This is a genomic window from Agromyces sp. Leaf222, from assembly GCF_001421565.1.
Lineage (GTDB): Bacteria > Actinomycetota > Actinomycetes > Actinomycetales > Microbacteriaceae > Agromyces.
Genome location: NZ_LMKQ01000001.1, coordinates 1560220 through 1580244 on the forward strand (window position 1 = coordinate 1560220; position 20025 = coordinate 1580244).

The 20025-nt window shown below is 70.6% G+C and carries 20 protein-coding genes; 12 read left to right on the forward strand and 8 right to left on the reverse strand.

Annotation, left to right across the window (positions count from 1 at the left end):
• The first annotated feature begins 6 nt into the window (after nt 1-6).
• Genes ASE68_RS06845 through ASE68_RS06860 form a run of 4 tightly spaced genes read left to right on the forward strand, consistent with a single transcriptional unit; the run spans nt 7 to nt 4458 of the window.
• Nucleotides 7-603, forward strand: coding sequence for a TetR/AcrR family transcriptional regulator (locus tag ASE68_RS06845; RefSeq protein WP_055856611.1), 597 nt, complete (start codon nt 7-9; stop codon nt 601-603).
• Nucleotides 600-1862 carry an MFS transporter gene (locus ASE68_RS06850; protein WP_055856614.1) on the forward strand — a complete coding sequence of 421 codons (1263 nt, stop codon included), beginning with the start codon at nt 600-602 and terminating at the stop codon, nt 1860-1862. Before ASE68_RS06845 ends, ASE68_RS06850 begins: the two co-directional genes overlap by 4 nt.
• The gene (locus tag ASE68_RS06855; protein ID WP_055856617.1) at nt 1862-3127 is read left to right on the forward strand and encodes an amino acid deaminase/aldolase; all 1266 of its coding nucleotides are present in this window, start codon (nt 1862-1864) and stop codon (nt 3125-3127) included. The genes ASE68_RS06850 and ASE68_RS06855 overlap by 1 nt, the downstream gene beginning before the upstream one ends.
• Nucleotides 3124-4458, forward strand: coding sequence for a D-arabinono-1,4-lactone oxidase (locus tag ASE68_RS06860; protein ID WP_055856621.1), 1335 nt, complete (start codon nt 3124-3126; stop codon nt 4456-4458). Before ASE68_RS06855 ends, ASE68_RS06860 begins: the two co-directional genes overlap by 4 nt.
• On the opposite strand, the gene ASE68_RS06865 is transcribed toward ASE68_RS06860, so the two are convergent.
• Nucleotides 4433-5167, reverse strand: a complete 735-nt coding sequence (locus ASE68_RS06865) for an ABC transporter permease (RefSeq protein WP_055856625.1) — start codon at nt 5165-5167, stop codon at nt 4433-4435. The two genes, ASE68_RS06860 and ASE68_RS06865, sit on opposite strands and share 26 nt — an antisense overlap.
• On the reverse strand, nt 5164-6018 hold the full coding sequence (locus ASE68_RS06870) for an ABC transporter ATP-binding protein (RefSeq protein WP_082462085.1): 855 nt from the start codon (nt 6016-6018) through the stop codon (nt 5164-5166). The genes ASE68_RS06865 and ASE68_RS06870 overlap by 4 nt, the downstream gene beginning before the upstream one ends.
• Before the next feature lie 171 nt (nt 6019-6189).
• Between ASE68_RS06870 and ASE68_RS06875 the strand changes: the two genes are divergently transcribed.
• Nucleotides 6190-6756 (forward strand): LemA family protein, encoded by a 567-nt coding sequence (locus tag ASE68_RS06875; RefSeq protein ID WP_055856628.1) that lies wholly within the window; start codon nt 6190-6192, stop codon nt 6754-6756.
• A 9-nt stretch (nt 6757-6765) separates the two neighbouring features.
• Nucleotides 6766-7644, forward strand: coding sequence for a M48 family metalloprotease (locus tag ASE68_RS06880; RefSeq protein ID WP_055856631.1), 879 nt, complete (start codon nt 6766-6768; stop codon nt 7642-7644).
• A gap of 91 nt (nt 7645-7735) precedes the next feature.
• Here the strand turns inward: ASE68_RS06880 and ASE68_RS06885 are convergent, their stop codons facing one another.
• Nucleotides 7736-8947: a winged helix-turn-helix domain-containing protein gene (locus ASE68_RS06885; protein WP_055856635.1), complete on the reverse strand. Its 1212-nt coding sequence runs from the start codon at nt 8945-8947 to the stop codon at nt 7736-7738.
• A gap of 165 nt (nt 8948-9112) precedes the next feature.
• Here ASE68_RS06885 and ASE68_RS06890 point away from each other — a divergent pair, with 165 nt between their 5' ends.
• Entirely contained in the window at nt 9113-10258 is a 1146-nt protein-coding gene (locus ASE68_RS06890; protein ID WP_235480776.1) for an AI-2E family transporter, read from the forward strand.
• Between the two features lie 4 nt (nt 10259-10262).
• Nucleotides 10263-11501, forward strand: coding sequence for a threonine ammonia-lyase (gene ilvA / locus ASE68_RS06895; protein ID WP_055856638.1), 1239 nt, complete (start codon nt 10263-10265; stop codon nt 11499-11501).
• A gap of 111 nt (nt 11502-11612) precedes the next feature.
• Here ilvA and greA read toward each other — a convergent pair whose 3' ends face one another.
• Nucleotides 11613-12104 (reverse strand): transcription elongation factor GreA, encoded by a 492-nt coding sequence (greA, locus tag ASE68_RS06900; protein WP_055856641.1) that lies wholly within the window; start codon nt 12102-12104, stop codon nt 11613-11615.
• An 84-nt stretch (nt 12105-12188) separates the two neighbouring features.
• On the reverse strand, nt 12189-12599 hold the full coding sequence (locus ASE68_RS06905; RefSeq protein ID WP_055856645.1) for a DUF4307 domain-containing protein: 411 nt from the start codon (nt 12597-12599) through the stop codon (nt 12189-12191).
• Nucleotides 12600-12730: 131 nt separating this feature from the next.
• Between ASE68_RS06905 and ASE68_RS06910 the strand changes: the two genes are divergently transcribed.
• Nucleotides 12731-13123 carry a hypothetical protein gene (locus tag ASE68_RS06910; RefSeq protein ID WP_235480777.1) on the forward strand — a complete coding sequence of 131 codons (393 nt, stop codon included), beginning with the start codon at nt 12731-12733 and terminating at the stop codon, nt 13121-13123.
• A 49-nt stretch (nt 13124-13172) separates the two neighbouring features.
• On the opposite strand, the gene ASE68_RS06915 is transcribed toward ASE68_RS06910, so the two are convergent.
• Nucleotides 13173-13979: a hemolysin III family protein gene (locus tag ASE68_RS06915; protein WP_082462088.1), complete on the reverse strand. Its 807-nt coding sequence runs from the start codon at nt 13977-13979 to the stop codon at nt 13173-13175.
• Nucleotides 13980-14052: 73 nt separating this feature from the next.
• Between ASE68_RS06915 and ASE68_RS06920 the strand changes: the two genes are divergently transcribed.
• From ASE68_RS06920 to ASE68_RS06930, 3 genes are all read left to right on the forward strand, one after another.
• Nucleotides 14053-14838 carry an isoprenyl transferase gene (locus ASE68_RS06920; protein ID WP_055856648.1) on the forward strand — a complete coding sequence of 262 codons (786 nt, stop codon included), beginning with the start codon at nt 14053-14055 and terminating at the stop codon, nt 14836-14838.
• Nucleotides 14839-14898: 60 nt separating this feature from the next.
• Nucleotides 14899-16017 (forward strand): aminotransferase class V-fold PLP-dependent enzyme, encoded by a 1119-nt coding sequence (locus ASE68_RS06925; RefSeq protein ID WP_055856651.1) that lies wholly within the window; start codon nt 14899-14901, stop codon nt 16015-16017.
• Between the two features lie 224 nt (nt 16018-16241).
• Nucleotides 16242-17621 (forward strand): PhoH family protein, encoded by a 1380-nt coding sequence (locus tag ASE68_RS06930; RefSeq protein ID WP_055856654.1) that lies wholly within the window; start codon nt 16242-16244, stop codon nt 17619-17621.
• A 175-nt stretch (nt 17622-17796) separates the two neighbouring features.
• Here the strand turns inward: ASE68_RS06930 and ASE68_RS06935 are convergent, their stop codons facing one another.
• Both ASE68_RS06935 and ASE68_RS06940 read right to left on the reverse strand, forming a co-directional pair.
• Nucleotides 17797-18423 carry an MSMEG_1061 family FMN-dependent PPOX-type flavoprotein gene (locus tag ASE68_RS06935; RefSeq protein ID WP_055856659.1) on the reverse strand — a complete coding sequence of 209 codons (627 nt, stop codon included), beginning with the start codon at nt 18421-18423 and terminating at the stop codon, nt 17797-17799.
• 161 nt (nt 18424-18584) lie between these two features.
• The gene (locus ASE68_RS06940; protein ID WP_082462089.1) at nt 18585-20000 is read right to left on the reverse strand and encodes an aspartate ammonia-lyase; all 1416 of its coding nucleotides are present in this window, start codon (nt 19998-20000) and stop codon (nt 18585-18587) included.
• Between the last annotated feature and the right edge of the window lie 25 nt (nt 20001-20025).

Genomic DNA, 20025 nt, shown 5'->3' on the forward strand with positions numbered 1-20025 from the left:
GCCCGAGTGACCCGCATTCCCGCGCCCGAGCGTCGCGTCGCGCTCATCGAGGCGGCGCTGCGCGTCGTCTCCCGCAACGGCATCGCGCAGGCGACCACCCGGGCGATCGTCGCCGAGGCCGGCATGAGCCTCGCGAGCTTCCACTACGCGTTCGACTCGCGCGATGAGCTCATGGACGAACTCATCTCGACGGTCATCGAGAACGCGCGTCGTGCCGTCATGCCGGAGGCGCTCGCCGACGGACCCCTCGTCGACATGCTCGAGGCCGGCCTCGTCCGGTACTTCGAACACCTCAAGGCCGACCCGGAGCACGAGCAGGCGATGCTCGAGCTCACCCAGTACGCCCTGCGCTCGCCCGAGCGGCACCCGCTCGCGCGAGCACAGTACGGCCGCTACGTCGAGCTCGCCGAGCAGTCGCTCGTGATCGCCGCGGAGCGCTCGCAGTCCGTCTGGACCGTGCCCGTCGCGCAGGTCGCGCGCGTGCTCGTCGCCTTCACCGACGGACTCACCCTGACCTGGCTCGTCGACCGCGACGACGCCGCCTCCCTGTCGGTCGCGCGTGCGGCCGCAGACGCCCTCTCGAGAATGGCCCAACCCCGATGACGAGCCTCGACCTCACGCCGCCGGCGGCGCTCGACGAACCCACGCGGCGTGTGCCCGCAGGGTGGATCGCCTCCTTCGCCGCCCTCTGGTTCGCGATCTGGATGGCGCAGCTCACCCCGGTGCAGCTCCTGCTCCCGGCGCAGATCGACGCGACCCTGCATCCTGAGAACTGGGTCGACAGCGTCGTCGCGTTCGGCGTGATCTCGGGCATCGCGGCCGTCGCGACGATCATCGCCTATCCGCTCACGGGTGCGGCATCCGACCGCACGACCTCCCGCTTCGGGCGTCGTCGTCCGTGGATCGTGATCGGCGCGGTCGTGTTCGCCGCCTCGCTCGCGGTGCTCGGACTGCAGACGGAGATCTGGGGCATCGGCGCGGCGTGGGTCGCGGCATCCGTCGGCTTCTGCATCATGACCGCGGCGCTGACGGCGACGATCTCCGACCAGGTTCCGGTCGGCCAGCGCGGGTTCGTCTCGGGCTGGATGTCGGCGCCGCAGGCGGTCGGCATCATCGTCGGGCTCCTGCTCGTCACCGAGCTCGTCACCGACCAGGCGCTCGGCTACGTCATCCTCGGCGTCGTGCTGCTCGTACTGGCCGTGCCGTTCCTGATGCGGCACGACCAGCCCCTCGTGGCCGCCGAGCGCAAGCGGGTCACGGCCAAGGGCGTCATCGCGAGCCTCTGGATCAGCCCGCGCACGCATCCCGACTTCGGCTGGACCCTGCTCAGCCGTGTTCTCGTGTCGGTCGGCAACGCGCTCGGCACGAGCCTGCTGCTGTACTTCCTCATGTTCGGGCTCGGCGACGACAACGCCGAGGACGACCTCATCATCCTCACGCTCGTCTACATGGTGTTCGTGGTCACGGCGTCGCTCGTCGGCGGTCGGCTCTCCGACCGGCTCGGGCGGCGCAAGGCGTTCGTGTTCGTCGCGGCCGCGCTGCAGGCCGTCGCGGCGCTGATGCTCGCGCTCGTTCCCGACCTCTCGGTCGCCATCGTCGCTGCCGGCATCCTCGGCCTCGGCTACGGCTGCTTCCTCTCGGTCGACCAGGCACTCGCCACGCAGGTGCTGCCCGACGCCGCATCACGTGGCAAGGACCTCGGCATCATGAACATCGCGACGGCCGTTCCGCAGGCCATCGCGCCGCTGATCGGCGCGGCCGCGGTGGTGCTGACCGGCTCGTTCGTGCTGGTCTTCGTCTTGAGCGCGGTCTTCGCGTTCGCGGGTGCGATCGCGGTCTCGCGAGTTCGGAGTGTGCGCTGATGGTCGACCTGTCGAGTCTCGATGTCACGAAGGCGCCCGTGGGCGTGAGGACGACGGATGCCGCGCCGTGGGCGACCCCGTCGCGGTACTGGCCCTCGCTCACCGCCGCGACCGGCCACCTCGACGCCCCCGTCGGCGCGCTGCACCTCGGCGCCCTCCGCCACAACGCGCACGACATGCTGCGTCGCGCGAACGGCATGCCGATCCGCGTCGCCTCGAAGTCGATCCGCGTGCGGAGCGTCATCGAGGCGCTGCTGCGGCTGCCCGGCTACCACGGCGTGCTCGCGTACACGCTCGCCGAGGCGATCTGGCTCGCCGACACCGTCGACGACCTCGTCGTGGGGTACCCGACCGCCGAGCGCGGCAGCATCCGTCGCCTCGCGACCGACCCGCAGCTGGCGGGCCGCATCACGCTCATGGTCGACTCCATCGCGCAGCTCGACCTGATCGACTCCGTCATCGCCCCGACCGGGCGCGAGCCGATCCGCATCGCGCTCGAGTTGGACGCGTCGTGGAACGCGCCGCTGCTCGGCCACCTCGGCGTGCGTCGATCGCCCGTGCACGAGCCCGCCGATGCAGGAGCGCTCGCCGCGTACATCGCGACCCGGCCCGGGTTCCGGCTGGTCGGCATGATGGGCTACGAGGCGCAGATCGCCGGCGTCACCAACCGTCCGGCCGGCAAGCCGGTCGACGGCGCCGTGAACCGGTGGATGCAGTCGCGGTCGATGCCCGAACTCATCGAGCGGCGCACGCGCGCGGTCGCGGCCGTGCGCGAGCACGCCGACCTCGAGTTCGTGAACGGCGGCGGCACCGGCTCGCTCGAGGCGACCTCCGCCGACCCGTCGGTCACCGAGGTCGCCGCGGGCTCCGGCCTGTTCGGCGGGCACCTGTTCGACGGGTACGAGCACTTCAGGCCCGCGCCGGCCGCGGCCTTCGCCATGGACGTCGTGCGCCGCCCGAGCGCGCAGCACGCGACGATCCTCGGCGGCGGCTGGGTCGCCTCCGGCCCGCCCGCACCCGACCGCCTGCCGCGCATCGTCTGGCCCGAGGGGCTCGAGATGCTGCCGCGCGAGGCCGCGGGCGAGGTGCAGACGCCCGTCACCGGCCCCGCCGTCGCGCAGCTGCGAGCCGGCGATCGCGTCTGGTTCCGGCATACGAAGTCGGGCGAGCTCTCGGAGCACCTGAACGAGTTCCAGCTCGTCGACGACGACCGCATCGTCGACACGCTTCCCACGTACCGCGGCGAGGGCAAGGTGTTCCTGTGACCGCGACCGGAGCCACCTGGCGCAACTGGGGCCGAACCGAGTCGGTGCGACCCGTGCGCGTCGAACGACCCGACTCGGCCGGGGCGGTGCAGCGGGCCGTGGCGTCGGCCGCGGCATCCGGGCTCCGCATCAAGCCCGTCGGGTCGGGGCACAGCTTCACCGGCATCGCAGTCGCCCCGGGTGTGCAGCTCGACCTCGCCGACGTGTCGGGCGTGATCGCGGCCGACCCCGCGACCGGGCGTGTCACGCTGGGCGCCGGCACCCGCCTCTACGACCTGCCCAGGTTGCTCGCGCCCTACGGGCTCGCCCTGGCGAACATGGGCGACATCGACCGGCAGACCATCGCCGGCGCGACCTCGACCGGCACCCACGGCACCGGACTCGGGTTCGGCGGTCTCGCCACGCAGATCGTCGCCGCGAAGCTCGTGACCGGCACCGGCGAGCTCGTCGAGGTGAGCGAGACCGTGCGGCCGGAGCTGCTGCCCGCGGTGCGCGTCGGACTCGGCGCCCTCGGCGTGCTCGTCGAGGTGACCCTGCAGCTCGTGCCGGCGTTCGTGCTGCACGCGGTCGAGCGCATCGAACCGCTCGACGCGGTGCTCGCGCACTGGGGCGAACGCGTCGCCGGCGCCGACCACTTCGAGTTCTACTGGTTCCCGCACACCGGCAGCGCGATGACCAAGACCAACACGAGGCTGCCGGGCGACGCTCCTCGCGATCCGCTCGGCCACGTCTCGCGCTGGGTCGACGACGAGCTGCTCGCCAACGGCCTCTACCGCGGCGTCTGCGCGCTCGGCAAGATGGCACCCTCGGCCACGCCCTTCCTCGCGCGCCAGCTCGACCGGTTCACGGGCGACCGCGAGTTCGCGGACTTCTCGCCCGCGGTGTTCACGACCAACCGCACCGTGCGGTTCCGCGAGATGGAGTACGCGCTGCCGCTCGACGCGGTGCCCTCCGCCTTCGGCGCCGTGCGTTCGCTGATCGAGCGCAACGGCTGGCGGGTGAGCTTCCCGCTCGAGGTGCGCGCCGCGGCATCCGATGAGAACTGGCTCTCGACCGCCTACGGCCGCGACACCGGCTACATCGCCGTGCACCGCTACTTCCGCGAGGACCCCACCGAGTACTTCACGGCGGTCGAGGCGATCATGCACGACCACGGCGGGCGCCCGCACTGGGGCAAGATGCACACGCAGACGGATGCCACGCTTCGCGAGAAGTACCCGCGATTCGACGACTTCCTCGCCGTGCGCGACGAGCTCGACCCCGAGGGCGTCTTCCGCAACCCCTACCTCGACCGGGTGCTCGGGGTCAGGGCGTCCGTCGACGCAGCGTGACCGAACCGAGCACGATGGAGCCGACGATCCAGGCGACGATGACGAGCACCTTCGACAGGATCCACTCGGCGCTCTCGGAGTCGGCGGCGACGGCCTGCAGCGCGTCGATGGCGAAGCTCAGTGGCAACCACTCGCTGATCGTCTCGAGCACGTCGGGCAGCTGATCGCGCGGGATGAAGATGCCGCAGAGCAGGATCTGCGGCAGCACGAGCAGCGGCATGAACTGCACGACCTGGAACTCGGTTCGGGCGAAGGCGCTCGCGAGCAGGCCGAGCGCGGTGCCGAGCACGGCGTCGGCGACCGCGACGGCGAAGAGCAGCCAGATCGAGCCCGAGATGTCGAGCCCGCAGACCCAGACCGCGAACGAGACGGCGATCGCCGTCTGCGCGACCGCGAGCAGGCCGAACGCGAGCGCGTAGCCGAGCAGGAAGTCGCCGCGGCCCATGGGCATCGAGAGCAGGCGCTCGAGCGTTCCGCTGCGACGCTCGCGGAGCGTCGAGATGCTCGTCACGAGGAACATCACGATGAACGGGAACAGCGCGATCATCGCCGGCCCGATGTCGTCGAAGACGTCGGTGTCGGTGAAGATCCACGCGACGAGCCCGATGAGCAGGCTGGGCACGACGAGCAGCAGCCCGACCGTGCGCGGATCGTGGCGGATCTGGGTGAGCACCCGGCCTGCGGTCGCGAACGTGCGCGCGAAGTTCATCGGGCGGTCTCCGATCCGGCCTCGGGTGCGTCGGGATCGAGCGGGCCGGGATCGAGCGGGCCGGGATCGGCGGCGTGCCGCGGCCCAGGCCGTTCGGTCGCCCGCGATCGCAGGTCGGGCGCGCCGCGCTCGATGAGCCGCAGGAACGCGGTCTCGACGTCGTCGGTGCCCGTGAACGCGAGCAGCCCCTCGACGGTGTCGTCGGCGAGCAGTTCGCCGTCGCGCATGAGCAACAGCCGGTCGCAGCGCTTGGCCTCGTCCATCACGTGGCTCGAGACGAGCAGGGTGGCACCACCATCGGCGAGGCTGCGGAACAGGTCCCAGAGCTGCACGCGCAGCACCGGGTCGAGCCCGACGGTCGGCTCGTCGAGCACGAGCAGCTCGGGTTCGCCGAGCAACGCGGCCGCGAGTGAGACGCGCCCACGCTGCCCGCCAGAGAGCGACCCGACGAGCCGGTCGGCGACGTCGCCGAGGTCGGTGCGTTCGATGACGCGATCCATGTCGGATGCCGGTGCCCCGAGCACCCGGCGGAAGTAGGCGAGGTTCTGGCGCACCGTGAGGTCGTCGTAGACGCTCGCCTGCTGCGTCACGTAGGCGACGCGCCGGCGCAACGGCGCACTGCCCGCGGCCAGCCCGAGCACCTCGATCGACCCCGACTGCACGACCTGCACGCCGACGATGGAGCGCATGAGCGTCGTCTTGCCGCTTCCGCTCGGTCCGAGCAGCCCGACGATCGCGCCCGACGGCACGGCGAGCGACAGCCCGTCGAGCACGGCACTCGACCCGCGCCGCACGTGCAGGTCGTCGACGATGACGGCCGCGCCGGCCGCGGCATCCGCACTGTTGGTCATGAGGCGATTCTTCGCCTGCGCCGCCCGCGTTGTCGAGTGGATCCTCCGACCGATCCGGGAGAACGCTCTCCGGTTGCTCCGAGTCTCATGGGAACCCCGGGTGCGCTCTCAGCGGATCGATAGAATATTCAGCATCCGAGATCGTCGCAGCAGCGCTTAGGAGTCCGTGCCATGGAATGGCTGATCCCCGTCATCATCGTCGTCGCGCTCGTGTTGATCGTCGGCATCTACCTCTGGGCCACGTACAACTCGCTCGTCACGCTCAACGTGCGCGTCGACGAGGCGTGGAGCGACATCACGGTGCAGCTGAAGCGGCGAGCCGACCTGATCCCGAACCTCATCGACTCGGTCAAGGGCTACGCCGCCCACGAGAAGGCCGTGTTCGAGAACGTCACGCGCGCCCGCGCCGAGACCCTGCAGGCGCAGGGGCCGGCCGACGCCTCCGCGGCCGAGAACCACATGCAGCAGGCGCTGAAGTCGATCTTCGCGGTCGCCGAGGCCTACCCGCAGCTCCAGGCGAGCCAGAACTTCCTGCAGCTGCAGTCCGAGCTCGTCGACACCGAAGACAAGATCCAGGCCTCGCGCCGGTTCTACAACGGCGGTGTGCGCGAGCTGAACACGAAGATCAAGGTGTTCCCGAACACGCTCTTCGTGCGCGGGCTCGGGTTCAACGAGCGCGACTTCTTCGAGGTCACCGAGCCGGCGGCCATCGCGGAGCCGCCGCGCGTGCAGTTCTAAGGGCCGGCGTTGTACCGAGCGATCGCCAAGAACAAGCGCAACACCTTCTTCATCATCCTGTTCTTCCTCGCGATCGTCGGCGGGCTGGGGTGGCTGGCCGCGGCGATCTATCACGACGTGACGATCGTCGTCGTGACGGTGGTCATCGCGACCGCCTACGCGGTCTTCCAGTACTTCACGGCCGACCGGCAGGCGCTCGCGATGTCCGGCGCCGTCGAGCTGCGCAGCAAGGCCGATCATCCCCGGCTCTGGCGCACGGTCGAGAACCTGTCGATCGCCACGGGCACGCCCATGCCGCGGGTGTTCGTCGTCTCCGACCCGGCGCCGAACGCGTTCGCCACGGGGCGCGACCCCGAGCACGCGGTCGTGGCGGCGACCACCGGGCTCCTCGAGATCATGGACGACGCCGAACTCGAGGGCGTCATGGCCCACGAGCTCGGCCACGTGCGCAACTACGACATCCGGCTGTCGATGATCGTGTTCGGGCTCGTCGTCGCCGTCGGGTTCATCTCCGACATGTTCGTGCGCATGGCCTTCTTCGGCCGCAGCAACAACAACAACGGCAACCCGATCCTGATGGTCGTCGGCATCGTCGCCATGCTGATCGCGCCGCTCGTCGCGAGTCTCGTGCAGCTCGCGGTGTCACGCCAGCGCGAGTACTTGGCCGACGCGACGGGCGCGATGACCACGCGGCATCCCGACGCCCTCGCCAGTGCGCTCGAGAAGCTCGAGGCCTACGGTCGCCCCATGAAGCGGCAGAACTCGTCGATGGCCCACCTCTGGATCGCCGACCCGCTGAAGCCCGGCGCACTCAGCCGCCTCTTCGCCACGCACCCGCCGATCTCCGAGCGCGTCAAGCGCCTCGAGAACATGGGCGGCTCGTTCTAGGCGACCAGCGCATCGCTCGATCGCATGGCATGGCCACACGCCGGCGAGGCGGCCTCACGCACGCGACCGGCCTCACGCACGCGACAGGACCTCACGCGGATGCCGCGAGCTCGGGTCGCAGCGCATGTGCCAGGTTGCCCCGGTCGGCCACGACGATCTCGTCGAGCCCCTGCCACGCGGCCGCACGCCGGAGGGCCGGTACGAGTCGGGCCGCGGTGTCGGCGGGAGCTGAAGCCTCGCTCCACGCCGACTGCACGCGGAGCACCCGGTTCTTGCGGTCGTTCTTGAGGTCGACGCGGCCGACGACGTCGTCGTCGATGAGCACCGGCAGCGAGTAGTAGCCGAACACGCGCTGCGGTTCGGGCGTGTAGATCTCGATGCGGTAGTGGAAGTCGAACATGCGCTCGGCGCGCGGCCGGAACCACACGACCGGGTCGAACGGCGAGAGCACGGTCGCCGCATCGATGCGGCGCGGGCGCCTGGCGTCTCGGTGCACCCACGTCGCCGCGGGCCGGCCGCCGACGCTCCACCCGGGAACCTCGACGGGCACGAGCACGCCCGCGTCTTCGAGATCGCGCACGGCGCCGCGCACCTGCACCCGCTTCATGCGCCAGTAGTCGGCGAGGTCGGCCTCGGTCGCGATGCCGAGGGCGGAGGCCGCGCGCTCGACGAGGACGCGCACGGCGTCGGCCTCGGAGGGCGGCGGGGCCAGCAGCTCGGCCGCGAGCGCCTGCTCGGGCAGCGCGTAGACGCGCTCGAAGCGACGACGTTCGACGCAGACGACCTCGCCGACGCGGAACATCCACTCGAGGGTTCGCTTGACCGTCGACCAGCCCCACCACGGCCCGCGCCGCTGGTTCGCATCGTGCTCGATCTCGCTGGCGCGCATCGGGCCGTTGGCGGCGAGCTCGGCCTTCAGCCAGTCGGCGAGCTGCCGGTTCTCGACGAGCCACCCGCCCCAGGCCTCGCCCCGCTGCCGGTACTCGTCGCGGCGGAACTCGAAGAGCGGCCACAGCTCGCGAGGAACGAAGGCCGCCTCGTGGGCCCAGTACTCGAGGGTTCGGCCGCGTCGCCCGGTCGTGACCCGGTCGAGCAGTGCCTTGTCGTAGGTTCCGAGGCGGCTGAACACCGGCAGGTAGTGGCTGCGCTCGAAGACGTTGACCGAGTCGATCTGCAGCAGGCCGAGTCGATCGAGCACGCCGGCCACCTGACGGGTTCCGGGCTCGGGCGGCACGGGGCGACCGAAGCCCTGCGCGGCGAGTGCGATGCGGCGGGCGAGTGGGGGACTGACACGTTCGACCATGGTGCTCGCACCCTACCGGCGCCCGCCGACATCGCACATGCCGCGGGGCGCATGCCCCCCGCCTAGACTGGAGCGATGGGCCAGGGTCGGGGCAGGTTCGTCGGCAGGAGACGCGCGGTCGATCGCGCGCCCGACCAGGGGCCAGCGGTGCCTCAGGAGCCCGCGGTGCCGCAGCCCGCCGATGTCCGCGACTCGATTCCCTACGGCATGCGCCTCGCCGCGGCCTGGTCGTGGCGCCTGCTGCTCGTCGGCGGCGTGGTGGCGGTCGCCATCTTCCTGATCGTCCAGCTGCGCTACATCGTCATCCCGCTGCTCGTCGCCGTGCTCATCGCCGCGCTCCTGGTGCCGTTCTCGAGCCTGCTGCAGCGGCATCGCTGGCCGAAGTGGCTGGCGATCACGGCCGCCATGCTGAGCGCGCTCACCGTGGTCGGCGGTCTGCTGACCCTCGGCATCTGGCAGATCGTGCGCGGCTCCGACGAGCTCGCGGCGCAGACCGTGCTGGCCTGGAACGACTTCCGCACCTGGCTGCTCGAGGGGCCGTTCCACCTGAGCGCGGCGCAGCTGAACGACGCCGTCGACCAGGTCGTCTCGGCGCTGCAGGCCGACAGCGGCATCCTCGTCAGCGGTGCGCTCTCGGTCGGCTCCACCGTGGGCCACTTCTTCGCCGGCACGCTGCTGGCGCTCTTCGCCACGCTCTTCATCCTCATCGACGGTCGCGGCATCTGGGGCTGGGTCGTGCGGGTGTTCCCGCGTCGCGCCCGTGCCGCGGTCGACGGCGCCGGCTTCGCCGGGTGGACCACGCTGCAGAACTTCGTGAAGGTGCAGATCCTCGTTGCGACCATCGACGCGATCGGCATCGGGCTCGGCGCGTTCCTGCTGCAGGTTCCACTGGCCGTGCCGATCGCCATCCTCGTGTTCCTCGGCTCGTTCATCCCCATCGTGGGCGCCGTGGTCACGGGTGCGCTGGCAGTGTTCGTCGCCCTCGTCTACAACGGCCTGTGGCCGGCCGTCATCATGCTGGGCGTGGTGCTGCTCGTGCAGCAGATCGAGGGCCACGTCCTGCAGCCGCTCATCATGGGCACCGCGGTCAAGGTCCACCCGCTCGGCGTGGTGCTGGCCGTCGCGGCGGGCTCCTTCCTCGCGGGCATCCCCGGAGCGCTGTTCGCCGTGCCGATCGCCGCCGTGCTGAACGTCATGATCACGTTCGTGGCCGGCGGATCCTGGAAGCAGTCCGCCGGACCACCGGTCGTGCCGAGCTCGCCGCTCTGGCGAACCGTGCCGCAACGCCCCGGCTACCAACGAGGAGAATGAACGCGTGATCAGCACCATCCCGGGACCAGACCTCGCCGACTTCGCCCGCGCGCGCGACGTGGTCGCGGCGGTCGTCCGCCGAACGCCCATGGAGTCCTCGCGGTTTCTCGCCGACCGCCTCGGCGTGCCCGTGCACCTCAAGTGCGAGAACCTTCAGCGCACCGGCTCCTACAAGCTGCGCGGCGCGTTCAACCGCCTGAGCGCGCTCAGCCCTGAAGAGCGCGAGCGTGGTGTCGTGGCCGCGTCGGCCGGAAACCACGCGCAGGGCGTCGCGTTCGCGGCGCGCGAGCTCGGCATCCGGGCCACGATCTTCATGCCGGTCGGCGTCGCGCTGCCCAAGCTCGACGCCACCCGCGCGTACGGCGCCGACGTGGTGCTGCACGGCGACTCGGTCGGTGAGACGCTCGAGGCGGCCAATGCCTTCGCCGTCGAGACCGGTGCGGTCGTGATCCCGCCGTTCGACCACATCGACGTCATCGCGGGCCAGGGCACGCTCGGCCTCGAGGTGCTCGACGAGGTTCCGGATGTCGCGACGATCGTCGTGCCCATCGGCGGCGGCGGCCTCGCGGCGGGCGTCGCCAGCGCGGTGAAGCAGCGGGCCGCACTCGAGGGCCGCACGATCCGGGTCATCGGCGTGCAGGCCGAGAACGCCTCGCCGTTCGTGCCCTCGCTCGCCCAGGGCCACGCCGTGCAGGTGCCGGTCGTCCCCACGATCGCCGACGGCATCGCCGTCTACAAGCCGGGGGAGCTCACGCTCGAGATCATCCGCGAGACCGTCGACGAGGTGATCACCGTCAGCGACGACGACATCGCCCGCGCGCTGCTCGTGCTCCTCGAGCGGGCGAAGCTCGTCGTCGAGCCGGCCGGGGCGGTCTCCGTCGCGGCGCTCATGAGCGGTCGCATCCAGTCCGACGGCCCCGTCGTCGCGCTGCTCTCGGGCGGCAACATCGACCCGCTGCTCATGCAGCGCGTGATCGCGCACGGGCTCGCGGCATCCGATCGCTATCTCACGCTCGAGATCGGCCTGCCGGACCGGCCCGGTCAGCTCGCCCGCATCGCCGAACTGCTCGCCGAGGCGAACGCGAACGTCATCGAGGTGCTGCATACGCGGCACGGCAACGGCCTGCAGATCTCGGAGGTGGCGCTTCGCCTCTCGGTCGAGACGCGCGGCCCGGCGCATCGGGCATCGGTGGTCGACGTGCTGCGGCGCGCGGGGTACGAGCCCCGCATCGTCTCGGAGTAGCGCTCTTCGCCGCGGCGTCTGCCGCAGCCTTCGCGGCGAACGCGCGATGAGACGCCGATGGCGCCGACCGATCGGTCGGCGCCATCGGCGCGTTCACGCGTGCGGTGCGGCCTACTGGCCGCCCCAGGTGTCGACGGCCGTGACCTCGACGGCGATCTCGCGGCCGTTCGGCGCGGTGTAGCTCGTCTTGTCGCCGACCTTGAGGCCGAGAATCGCGGCGCCGAGCGGGCTCTGCTCGCTCCAGACGTCGAGCTCGGAGTCGCCGGCGATCTCGCGGCTGCCGATGAGGAAGGTCTCCTCGTCGCCCGCGATGACCGCGGTGATGACGGTGCCGGACTCGACGATGCCCTTCGAGGCCGGAGCCTCGCCGACCTCGGCGCTCTTCAGCAGGCCCTTGAGCTGGCGGATGCGGGCCTCGATCTTGCCCTGCTCGTCTTTCGCGGCGTGGTAGCCGCCGTTCTCCTTGAGGTCGCCCTCTTCGCGCGCGGATTCGATGCGCTTGGCGATCTCTTCACGACCGGCGGTCGAGAGCTGCTCGAGCTCGGCGGCGAGCCGGTCGTACGCTTCCTGCGTGAGCCAGGTGACGGTGGCGTCCTGCGCCATGGTGCCCTCCTGCGGGGACGCGGTGCTGTGCACGCGTCCGAATAGACGTGACGCCCCGACGACTGTCGAGGCGAATGCCCCATGTTAGGTGAGCCAGCAGCTCGAAATCAAACCCGTCGCGGCGTCGCGCGCGGTGCGTACGGACTCGGTGAGGCTGCGCAGATGGCGTTCGGATGCCGGGATCTCGACGACCTTCCACCCCACGACCGTGAAGTCGTCGTCGAGCGCCTTGACGGCGCACGCGGTGGTCTCGCCTGCCGGAACGGACAGGGTCCAGGTGACCTCGACCGTGCGCTCGTCGTTGTGGACGACATGCGAGGTGTCGGTGGCCTGCACGCTCGCCTGCTGCCCGTCGAGGCCGGCCCACACGACCCACGAGACCAGCACGATCGCGAAGGCGATGCCCGCGCCGATGAGGATCACCAGGTCGCGGCGCTTCCGCGTGCGGGTGCGCCCGTAGCGCGCGGCCAGCTGGTCGGTTTCGGGGGTGGGCACTCGGAATCCTCGTGGGTCGGATCGTCTAGGCTTGCCTTTCAAGCCTAACCCGCTCGGGTGACGGCCGAATCCGCCGTGAGAGAGAGTCCGATGCGCTCCGTGCCCGCCAGTTCCACCCGCCGGGTTCGTCTGTGATCGCGGCGACGGCATTGCACGCGGTCCACGGCACGATCGCACCCCTCGTGCTGGCGGCCGACGACCAGGAGTTCGACCCCAACGACGTCACTCCCGGCGTCTGGGGCTTCGTCATCACGTTCGCGATCATGGTCGTGGTGGTGCTGCTCGTGCTCGACATGACGCGCCGCATCCGGCGCACGAACTACCGGGCCGAGGTGCAGCAGGAACTCGCGCGCGAGATGGCCGAGAACGCGGCGGCCGAGGGGTCGACGGATGCCGCGGCATCCGCCCCTGCTCCATCCGCCCCTGCACAGGCCGACGCCGAGCAGGCCGACGCCGGGCCGAACGATGGCGACGCGAGCGCAGCCGGCCCCGACGCGGCATCCGGAGACGAACGGACCCGCTGACCCTCGGCAAGCTGCCGGTGGCGACGGGCCGGAGCCCGGCCGACCGGCCTCAGCCCAGGTGGTACGCGGGGGCGATCGCGATGATGAGCGTCGCCGTCCAGTGGCACATGAACGCCAGCACCGTGCAGGTGTGGAAGATCTCGTGGAACCCGAACACGCCCGGCACGGGGTTCGGCTTCTTCAGCGCGTAGATGACGGCCCCGCCCGAGTAGAGCAGGCCGCCGACGACCACGAGCACCATCATCGCCACGCTCACGGCGAGCAGGTCGCCCAGGTACATGACCGCGGCCCAGCCGAGCAGCAGGTAGATGGGCACGTAGAGCCAGCGCGGCGCCGTGATCCAGAAGACGCGGAAGCCGATGCCGACCAGTGCGCCGGCCCAGACGACCGCGAGCAGGGTCCAGCCCTTCTCGGGCGGCAGCGCGAGGATCGCGAGCGGCGTGTACGTGCCGGCGATGAGCAGGAAGATGTTCGCGTGGTCGATGCGCTTGAGCAGGAGCTTGGTGCGCGGCTTCCAGTCGAACCGGTGGTAGAGGGCCGAGTTGCCGAACAGCAGCATCGACGTCAGCGTGAACACCGCCGACGCCCACTTGGCCGGTGCGCCCTCGGCGAGCGCGATGAGCACGATGCCCGCGACGATCGTGAACGGGAAGGTGCCCGCGTGGATCCACCCTCGCCAGGTGGGCTTGACGTCGTCGGTCGGGTGCGCGAGCGAGTCGTCGAGCAGGGGGATGTTCGGCAGGTCGGGGCCGTGCGCCGCGCGGTCGATCGCGGCATCCGCGACGTCTTCCGAGGCGACGGGCTTGGACAGCTCGTGCACGAGATCTTCGGAATCGCGGCGGCGTTCGGGGGTCATGCTGACAGCGTAGGGCCTCGGCGGTCACGACCCGCTGTGAGTGTCTGGGGCCCAGTCGCGGTAGCGTAGTGCCGTGCAATCCAGCGATCCGTCCCTCGGTCGCGGCATCCTCTACCGCCTCTATCAGCGCCGGCTCCGACGCGGACTCGAGCAGGAGTCGCTGCCCCGACACGTCGCGATGATCATCGACGGCAATCGCAGGTGGGCGAAGCAGCTCGGCTACGACACGGCCGCCCACGGTCACCGCGCCGGCGCGGCGAAGGTGCGCGAGTTCCTCGAGTGGTGCGACGACCTCGACATCCAGGTGGTGACGCTCTACCTGCTCTCGAGCGACAACCTCGGCAACCGGGCCAGCGACGAGCTCGCCGCGCTCATCGAGATCATCGCCGAGCTCGCCGAGGAGCTCTCGCACTACCGCGACTGGCGGGTGCAGCACGTCGGATCGGATGCCGGCCTGCCCGCGCCGCTCGTGGCCGCGCTCGACGCGGCCGAGCACCGCACGGCCGACAAGCGGGGAATGCACGTGAACCTCGCGGTCGGCTACGGCGGGCGCAAGGAGATCGTCGACGCGATGCGCTCCATCGTCGCCGCGCATCACGCCGACGGCGGCAGCCTCGACGACCTCGCCGACCGACTCACGCCCGACCTCATCGGCCAGCACCTCTACACCGGGGGGCAGCCGGACCCCGATCTCGTGATCCGCACCTCGGGCGAGCAGCGGCTCAGCGACTTCATGCTCTGGCAGGCCGCCCACAGCGAGTTCTACTTCGTCGAGGCCCTCGGGCCCGACCTCCGGCAGGTCGACTTCCTGCGCGCGATCCGCGACTACGCGAAACGCCACCGGCGCTTCGGCGGATGAGACCCGGCGTACGCCGTGCGCTCCGGTCTGCCAAGATATGGCTCGAAGAAGGGGGCATGAATGGGCATCGACGCATTCGTCGACGGGTTCGCTGAGGAACCGGGATATCTCGACTACGGCCGATTCGGTCCGCTCTCACGGGTCGCGGCCGAGGAGAGCAACGCCCTCACGCACGTGCTCGAGCGCTCGCGGCACGGCAGTTCGTCGGTGTTCCACGAGCAGGACGCCCGGGTGCGCGAAGCGGCATCCGCCCTCACCGGGTTCCCGGCCGACCAGGTCGTGTTCACGCCGAACACGACCTCGGGCCTGTTGCATGCGCTGTTCGGCCTCACGGGCGGCGTGCTGCTGTCGGCCGACGAGTTCCCGAGCCTCCCGATCGCCGCCGTTCGCGCCCAGGAGGCGCTGAACGTCGTGCAGCCGGTGTGGCTCGAGACCGACCACGGCAAGGTCACCCCCGGGCAGATCCGCGACCAGCTCGAGCAGGGTGTCGGCGCCGTCGCCGTGAGCCTCGTCGACGCGCGCACCGGCTACCTCTGCGACATCGAGGGCATCCGCCAGGTCATCGGCGATCGGCTGCTCATCGTCGACGCCATCCAGGGCTTCGGCGTCGTCGACGCCCCGTGGCAGGCCGCCGACGTCGTGGTCACCGGCGGGCAGAAGTGGTGCCGCGCCGGATGGGGCACCGGCTTCCTCGCGATGTCCGACCGCGCCATCGATCGACTCACCCCCGTGTTCTCCGGATACTCGGCCACCGAAGAAGCCGAGCCGTGGGGCTTCGTGCCGCCGCCGGCCCCCGGCGCGAAGGCGTTCCGCGTGTCGAACCCCGACCCGATCGCCCAGGCCCGCTTCGCCGCTGCCATGGAGGAGCTCGCCGAGGTCGGCGTCGAGAACGTCAACGCGGCCGTGGCCGAGAACGTCAGTCGCGTCATCGACCTCGCCGACGAGTTCGCGATCGCGGTCGTCTCCTCGCGCAACGAGCAGGAGCGCGCGGGCATCGTCGTGCTCGAGCCGCCGGCCGACCAGCTCTCGGTGCTCACGGCGTCGCTGCACAACCACGGCGTCACGGCCACGACGAGGCTCGGTCAGGTGCGACTCAGCGCCCACGCGGGAACGGATGCCGAGACGCTCGACATGCTGCGTTCCGCGTTCGTGTCGTACGGGTCGGCCGCGACCTACTGAGGCGGCTCCGCGGGGGTCGCCGCGGCATCCGCTCGCCCGATTGTGAACTCTGCGTGACATGCGCGGATTTCGCCGCGTGTCGCTGACGGCGTTTCGGCACGTCGGACGTAGCGTCGCACACATCGGGCAAGGTGCCCGAACGAGTCGGCTCGTGAAGCGCTCGTGTAGGAGGATTCGCCGGCCGGCGCGAGAGCCGAGCGGAAACGCTCGGGGCAGGAGCGGTCGTGGCCTCACTCGAAACCTCCAAGTCCGACGCAACGTCCACCGGTCGCGAACAGCGTCCGGACGAAGCCTCGCCCAGCGGCGTCGCACAGGACGAGCGCACCTACGTGTTGGACACCTCGGTTCTGCTCTCGGACCCGAAGGCGCTGTTCCGGTTCGCCGAGCATTCGGTCGTGCTGCCGGTGATCGTCATCACGGAGCTCGAGGCCAAGCGCAACGACCCCGAGATCGGGTACTTCGCGCGCCAGGCGCTGCGGATCCTCGATGAACTGCGCATCGAGCACGAGCGGCTGGACTTCCCGATCCCGGTCGGCGACGGCGGCTCGCTGCGCGTCGAGCTGAACCACTCGAGCATGTCCGTGCTCCCGAGCGGACTGCAGCTGAACGACAACGACACGCGCATCCTCGCCTGCGCCGCGAACCTCGCGAACGACGGCATCGCGGTGACCGTGGTCTCCAAGGACCTGCCGCTTCGCGTCAAGGCCGCCTCGATCGGCCTCGACGCCCAGGAGTACCGCGCCGAACTGGCGCTCGACTCCGGCTGGACCGGCATGAGCGAGGTCACGCTCGGTTCCAACGACATGGCCAAGCTCTACGAGCACGAGCATCTCTCGATCACCGAGGTGGAAGGGGTGCCGGTGAACACCGGGCTCGTGATCCACTCCGATCGGGGCTCGGCGCTCGCCCGGGTCGTGGGGGAGCGCGAGGTGCGACTCGTGCGCGGCGACCGCGACGTGTTCGGCCTGCATGGCCGTTCGGCCGAGCAGCGACTCGCGATCGACCTGCTGCTCGACCCCGAGATCGGGATCCTCTCGCTCGGCGGTCGCGCCGGCACCGGCAAGTCGGCGCTCGCGCTCTGCGCCGGCCTCGAGGCGGTGCTCGAGCGGCAGCAGCACAAGAAGATCATGGTCTTCCGTCCGCTGTACGCGGTCGGCGGCCAGGAGCTCGGCTACCTTCCCGGCGACCAGGGCGAGAAGATGAACCCGTGGGGCCAGGCGGTCTTCGACACGCTCGGCTCGGTCGTCTCCGACAACGTGCTCGACGAGGTGGTGGATCGCGGCATCCTCGAGGTGCTGCCGCTCACGCACATCCGCGGACGCTCCCTGCACGACGCCTTCGTGATCGTCGACGAGGCCCAGTCGCTCGAGCGCAACGTGCTGCTCACCGTGCTCTCACGCATCGGGCAGAACTCCCGGGTGGTGCTCACCCACGACGTCGCCCAGCGCGACAACCTGCGCGTCGGCCGCCACGACGGCGTCGCCTCGGTCATCGAGACGCTGAAGGGACATCCGCTCTTCGCGCACATCACGCTGACGCGCTCGGAGCGCTCGGCCATCGCGGCCCTCGTCTCGGAGATGCTCGACGGGGCGGAGCTCGCCTAGGGCTGCGAACGCCCGTCAGGCATTCGCGCGCTGATCAGGACGGATGTCGGGCATCCGTCCTGATCCGGCGTCGAACTCCTGATTCGGCGTCATCCTCGGAACGACCGACGTGCCCCGATCCGTCGCCGACCCTGCAGAGAGCCAGGGCTGTGGAGCGGATGTCGGTGCGCGGGCGTCAGCCGTAGATCTTCTCGGCGTACGACGGGCCGTAGTACTCCTCGAGCGTCTCCACGGAGTCGTCGGGCCGCTCGAGGGCGTGCGCGATGACGGCACGGCGAGGCGCGGCATCCGGATTCCAGTCTTCGGCCTGCCAGGCCCTCGATCGCAGGAACGCCTTGGAGCAGTGGTAGAAGACCTCGTCGACCGCGACCTCGACGACGAGGCTGGGCACGTGGCCGCGCACCCGCATGCGCTCGGCGTACGGCACGTCGCGGAGCAGCCGGGCGCGGCCGTTGACGCGGAGCGTGTCGCCGCGGCCGGGGATCACGAAGATCAGGCCGACGTTCGGGTTCTCGAGCAGGTTGTGGAACCCGTCGGCCCGTCGGTTGCCCGGACGCTCGGGGAGGGCGATCGTGTGCTCGTCGAGCACCAGGGCGAAGCCGGCCGGGTCGCCCTTCGGCGAGACGTCTTGGGCGCCGGCGGCATCCGCCGTCGCGATGAAGCACAGCGGCGACGCCGCGAGCCACTGCCGGTCGATCTCGTGCAGGCGGTCGCGCGACTTGTCGCGGGCGGCGGGCAGCGGGTGGCCGACGATCTGCTCGAGCTCTGCGACGGTCGTGACGGGGGTGCCTCCGTGATCCATGCCTTCAACCTACGCCTGTGCGGGATGCCGCGGCGCACCGGCGCCGGGTCGCGCCGCCGGAACGGTGGCGGCGACCTCGCTGAGGCCCACGGCACGACGCCGAACGCCCGCCGCACGGGATGCGACGGGCGTTCGATCTGGTGCGGCGGGTGCCGCGCGGACTACTTCGCCTGCGGCGGACGCGTCATCGACAGCAGGTCGAGCGCGGTGTCGAGCTGCGCTTCGGTGAGGTCGCCTCGCTCGACGTAGCCGAGCTCGATGACGGCCTCGCGAACCGTGACGCCCTGCTTGACCGAGTGCTTCGCGATCTTCGCCGCGGCCTCGTAGCCGATGAGCTTGTTGAGTGGCGTGACGATCGAGGGCGACATGCCGGCGAGGGCCGTGAGTCGCTCGAGGTTGGCCTCGAGCCCGTCGACGGTCTTGTCGGCGAGCACGCGCGACGCGTTCGACAGCAGGCGGATCGACTCGAGCAGCGCGGTGCCCATGACGGGGATCTGCACGTTGAGCTCGAACGAGCCGGAGGCGCCGGCCCACGCGACCGTCGCGTCGTTGCCGATGACGCGCGCGGCGACCATGAGCACCGCCTCGGGGATCACGGGGTTGACCTTGCCCGGCATGATCGACGAGCCGGGCTGCAGGTCGGGGATGTGCAGTTCGCCGAGACCCGTGTTCGGGCCGGAGCCCATCCACCGGATGTCGTTGCAGATCTTCGTGAGGCTGACGGCGATCGTGCGCAGCGCGCCCGAGGCGTCGACGAGGCCGTCGCGGTTGGCCTGCGCCTCGAAGTGGTCGGCCGCCTCGGTGATCGGCAGCTCGGTCTCGCGCTGCAGGATCTCGATGACGAGCTGCGGGAAGCCGGCGGGCGTGTTGATGCCGGTGCCGACGGCGGTGCCGCCGAGCGGGACCTCCGCGACGCGGGGGAGCGCGGTGCGCACGCGCTCGATGCCGAGACGGATCTGGCGTGCGTAGCCCCCGAACTCCTGGCCGAGCGTCACGGGCGTGGCGTCCATGAGGTGCGTGCGGCCCGACTTGACGACCTCGGCCCATGCCTCGGCCTTGGCTTCGAGGGCCACGGCGAGGTGGTCGAGCGCGGGGATCAGGTCGTCGATGAGTGCTGCGGTGACGGCGATGTGCACCGAGGTCGGGAACACGTCGTTCGAGGACTGCGACGCGTTGACGTGGTCGTTCGGATGCACCTCTGCACCGAGCTTCTGCGTCGCGACGGTCGCGAGGACCTCGTTCATGTTCATGTTCGACGACGTGCCCGACCCGGTCTGGTACGTGTCGACCGGGAAGTGCTCGACGAAGCCGTGCGTGCCGGCGATGACCTCGTCGGCGGCCGCGACGATGGCGTCGGCGATGGCGCCGTCGAGCACGCCGAGCTGGGCGTTGGCCTGCGCGGCGGCCTTCTTGATGCGCGCGAGCGCGGCGATCTGCGCCGGCTCGAGGCCCTTGCCCGAGATCGGGAAGTTCTCGACGGCGCGCTGCGTCTGCGCACGGTACAGGGCGGTGGCGGGGACCCGCACCTCACCCATGGTGTCGTGTTCGATGCGGTAGTCGGCGGTGTTGTCGACCAAGGTGATTCCTTCCGGTTCGCGTGCC

What these genes read in the sequence shown, in the direction of transcription:
- ASE68_RS06850 (WP_055856614.1), top strand. Translation starts at nt 600, where the DNA reads ATGACGAGCCTCGACCTCACGCCGCCGGCGGCGCTCGACGAACCCACG.
- ASE68_RS06925 (WP_055856651.1), top strand. Translation starts at nt 14,899, where the DNA reads ATGGGCATCGACGCATTCGTCGACGGGTTCGCTGAGGAACCGGGATAT.
- ASE68_RS06855 (WP_055856617.1), top strand. Translation starts at nt 1,862, where the DNA reads ATGGTCGACCTGTCGAGTCTCGATGTCACGAAGGCGCCCGTGGGCGTG.
- greA (WP_055856641.1), bottom strand. Translation starts at nt 12,104, where the DNA reads ATGGCGCAGGACGCCACCGTCACCTGGCTCACGCAGGAAGCGTACGAC.
- ASE68_RS06875 (WP_055856628.1), top strand. Translation starts at nt 6,190, where the DNA reads ATGGAATGGCTGATCCCCGTCATCATCGTCGTCGCGCTCGTGTTGATC.
- ASE68_RS06870 (WP_082462085.1), bottom strand. Translation starts at nt 6,018, where the DNA reads ATGACCAACAGTGCGGATGCCGCGGCCGGCGCGGCCGTCATCGTCGAC.
- ASE68_RS06915 (WP_082462088.1), bottom strand. Translation starts at nt 13,979, where the DNA reads ATGACCCCCGAACGCCGCCGCGATTCCGAAGATCTCGTGCACGAGCTG.
- ASE68_RS06865 (WP_055856625.1), bottom strand. Translation starts at nt 5,167, where the DNA reads ATGAACTTCGCGCGCACGTTCGCGACCGCAGGCCGGGTGCTCACCCAG.
- ASE68_RS06935 (WP_055856659.1), bottom strand. Translation starts at nt 18,423, where the DNA reads ATGGATCACGGAGGCACCCCCGTCACGACCGTCGCAGAGCTCGAGCAG.
- ASE68_RS06885 (WP_055856635.1), bottom strand. Translation starts at nt 8,947, where the DNA reads ATGGTCGAACGTGTCAGTCCCCCACTCGCCCGCCGCATCGCACTCGCC.